At 63.6% G+C, this 2,872-nt stretch carries 6 protein-coding genes; 2 read left to right on the top strand and 4 right to left on the bottom strand.

Annotation, left to right across the window (positions count from 1 at the left end):
* The 4 genes from FV242_RS33455 to FV242_RS33440 all read right to left on the bottom strand — a co-directional run.
* A partial coding sequence (locus FV242_RS33455; RefSeq protein ID WP_147941956.1) for a hypothetical protein occupies positions 1 to 471 on the bottom strand: 471 nt, incomplete at its 3' end.
* Positions 468 to 1,070 (bottom strand): type II TA system antitoxin MqsA family protein, encoded by a 603-nt coding sequence (locus FV242_RS33450; RefSeq protein ID WP_147941955.1) that lies wholly within the window; start codon positions 1,068 to 1,070, stop codon positions 468 to 470. The genes FV242_RS33450 and FV242_RS33455, both read right to left, overlap by 4 nt.
* Positions 1,067 to 1,396 (bottom strand): hypothetical protein, encoded by a 330-nt coding sequence (locus FV242_RS33445; RefSeq protein WP_147941954.1) that lies wholly within the window; start codon positions 1,394 to 1,396, stop codon positions 1,067 to 1,069. The genes FV242_RS33450 and FV242_RS33445 overlap by 4 nt, the downstream gene beginning before the upstream one ends.
* 196 nt (positions 1,397 to 1,592) lie before the next feature.
* Positions 1,593 to 1,826, bottom strand: a complete 234-nt coding sequence (locus FV242_RS33440) for a helix-turn-helix transcriptional regulator (RefSeq protein WP_246693009.1) — start codon at positions 1,824 to 1,826, stop codon at positions 1,593 to 1,595.
* Positions 1,827 to 1,936: 110 nt separating this feature from the next.
* Between FV242_RS33440 and FV242_RS33435 the strand changes: the two genes are divergently transcribed.
* Both FV242_RS33435 and FV242_RS33430 read left to right on the top strand, forming a co-directional pair.
* Positions 1,937 to 2,233 (top strand): hypothetical protein, encoded by a 297-nt coding sequence (locus FV242_RS33435; RefSeq protein WP_147941952.1) that lies wholly within the window; start codon positions 1,937 to 1,939, stop codon positions 2,231 to 2,233.
* 129 nt (positions 2,234 to 2,362) lie between these two features.
* Positions 2,363 to 2,641: a hypothetical protein gene (locus FV242_RS33430; protein WP_147941951.1), complete on the top strand. Its 279-nt coding sequence runs from the start codon at positions 2,363 to 2,365 to the stop codon at positions 2,639 to 2,641.
* Positions 2,642 to 2,872 lie beyond the last annotated feature (231 nt).

Below are 2,872 nucleotides of genomic sequence, written 5' to 3'. Positions count from 1 at the left end.
CCCCAATCCTTTAGACCCCAACAGCATCCCGATCTGCGACGCGTTGAAGCCAAGCTCATCACCGATGGTACGTGCTGTGTGCGTGTAAACCAGCGCTGCTTCTGCGGAAACCGTCGGCAGGTCTGGTGAGCAGCCGGAGTCCCCAACACGTGCGAACGCCTCTTCTCGCTTGCCGGTGCGCACGCCTTGAAGTTCGGTGACCAAAAGTTCGACGCCTCTCGACAAGCGCCGGACCATCTCCCCTTGTTCCTTGAGTCGCTCGCCCTGGTCCTGCAACCGTCCGCCCTGCTCCCTGATGCGGGCAGCCTGCTCGCGATTGTTCTCGCGCAACAGTTCATTTTGCTCGCGGAACTGGCAGGCGATGGCGAGCTCCATCTCCCGGAGGAGCGTCTCCCCTTTCGTCGGAGCCCTACGCGCCTTCGGCAGATGTGCAATGGACCCAGAACCGTTGATGGGCGGCTCGTCGCTCATGCGGCTCTAGCCTCGGTACTACCACGCGCCTGGTGCACGGCCTCGAATGCTTTGTCAGTCGCGATCCGTCCAACCCGCTCGTCGTCACCGAGGCCCTGCTGACGTAGCTCGGCTCGCACCAGCGCTTCGGCAACGCGACGCTCGCCGCGCTCGATCTCTGCGAATACTGCTTCAGCCTCAGCATTCTCAATGGCTGCATCCCGCATCAGCCGTCGCGTTAGGTATGGATCACTAGCAATGGCTCGGATGAACCTATCCGCTGCTTTGCTCTGTGGAACCTTGCCACGCTCCCAACGCGTCCAGGTCTTCGGTCCCGTTGATAGCATCTGCTCCATATCTGTTTGCTTGAGGCGGTACTTATTGCGAACCGCTGCCAGCTCGGCCGCTGATAGAAGGCCGTCCATCTCGCGAATAGCAGTCGCAACGGCAAGCTCGTGCGCAGATACCTGCGCGCCGCGATAACTGACGTTGCCGCAGGCACCGCAAACCATACGTCGGTCCTGAATGGTGGCTGTTTTGCCGCCGCGCTCCACCACGAAGGGGGTCACGCGCTCTTCGACCGCCGTCTCGCCACATTCTAGGCACCGCTCGGCGGTCATGTGCGGGTATCCTTTTTGAAAGAGGTAATCACGAGCAGATCCCCGCCATCGGAGGCCTTCCCAACAAGGAGCTTCAGGAACATGTGTGCCCTGCACTCCTCCACCCAAATCGAGTAGTAATCTGAAGTTGTGGCTGGATGATATTTCTCAGTCGGCGCCGAACGATAACAATGTACCTCGCCTAGTTCACTCTGGATGATCTCAAGAAGATCGTCTGAGTCAAGGCTGTGGCGCGGAAGCTCGTCGAGAACAGGCTGGTAGAACTCGCATCTATCCTCGTCGGCAGCCAGCCGACGCACCAAGCTCAATGCGTTCGCGGGCGTCATTCAGGCTCCTAGAGGTAGCACCATGCTACCTGTCCGGCAAGAGCGGCAAAGTGACAGGCAGTACGTATCGATAGGTCAAACTGCAGCTGGGCTCAGTCCCGCCTAGCGCCAACCGATCATGACTCTTCAAGCCGGACGTAGGTTCCTGCGCGAGCACGAGCGGCGACAAGCTTGTCCTATGCCTTGCCGTTGTCGTTCACGGTTGAGCTTTCCGCTCCCGGAACCGGATCCCGGCCCCGCCGCCGTTCTCGGGGATAAATTCCAGGCCGGCAGCCTCGAAGGCCTCAACGGCAGCCTTGTTGTTCATGGTGGTGAGGCGTGCGTCCTCGTCCTTGGCCTCGAAGGCACCGATCGTGGATTTCGAAAGGCCCGAGGAAGTGGCGAATTCGCCCTGACCCCACCCGAGCAGCGAACGCGCAGCCTTACACATGCGGGGGCTCAATCGAGGAAGCATCCTCACTCCAAGCTGTGTTTTATTTGCAGGTCTGTTGACACGGTGCAGGTGTAGTGAGATTATAGCCCTGCATCAGGGATACAGCAATGGCCCACCGCACCGTCTCCTGGAACACCCTCGCCCGCAGCCTGCACGACAGCCGTCCCGCGATCCCCGCCGGCCTGCTCACCGCCAAGGCCCGCATCGACATGACGGTGCGCACCACCCGCCGCCGGCTGTTCGCCGCCGGCCAGTTCGACCGCGGAGCCATCATGTCGGCCGCCGCCTCCGCCGCCCGCGCCCATCAGGAGCGGTACGGCTGCACCTGGGGCGAGGCCATGTCGGTCTGCCTCACCGCGGCATGGCGCGCCGCCAAGATGGCCCGCCACATGGCTGCTCACTGATAGCATGAGTCCAGAAGCCGTTTTTGGACCCCTGAGCGCCTGAAAGCCGAGATCTCCCAGACACTTGGGCGACTGAGTCGACCCTCCTTTTTCTGATCACCGCCACGAGCCCCACCAGGAGCGCGAACGATGTCCTATGCCCGCATCCCGAACTTCAGCCAGCCCGTCCCAGTGCGCAGCACTAGCGCCCGCACCGGCCGCCAGATCCCCCTGGATCGCCGGTTCATCGCCATGCCCGACGAGACCCAGCCCGGCACGATCGAGGCCTGGGAGGCCGTCGCCCCCATCCGCCCCGACACGGCGCACAGCCGGTCCCTGCGCTTCCTCGACGTCGCCGGCGAGCTGCTGGCCGCCGTCGCGATCATCGCGGGCGGCATGGTGCTGACCGGCCTCGCCACGCTCCTCTGACCCGACCCGCAATCCGAGCGGGCCGGTCGCCCGCGCACCTCTCCTCGAGGATCCCGCGATGTCCTTCCGTGCTTCCCTCAAGAACCTGATCCGCCCCGATACCGAGCGCCCGAGCCTCCGGGAGCGCGCCGCCGACTTGCAGGCCGATCTCTCGCGCGTCGTTCGGCAGCCGGCCCCTCCTGCCGCCGAGCCCACGACCACCTTCGCCGACCAGGTGGCGCAGGCCGGCCC

This window comes from Methylobacterium sp. WL64, from assembly GCF_008039945.1.
Lineage (GTDB): Bacteria > Pseudomonadota > Alphaproteobacteria > Rhizobiales > Beijerinckiaceae > Methylobacterium.
Note: the sequence above shows the minus strand (reverse complement) of the source record. Positions and strands in the feature narration are given on the sequence as shown.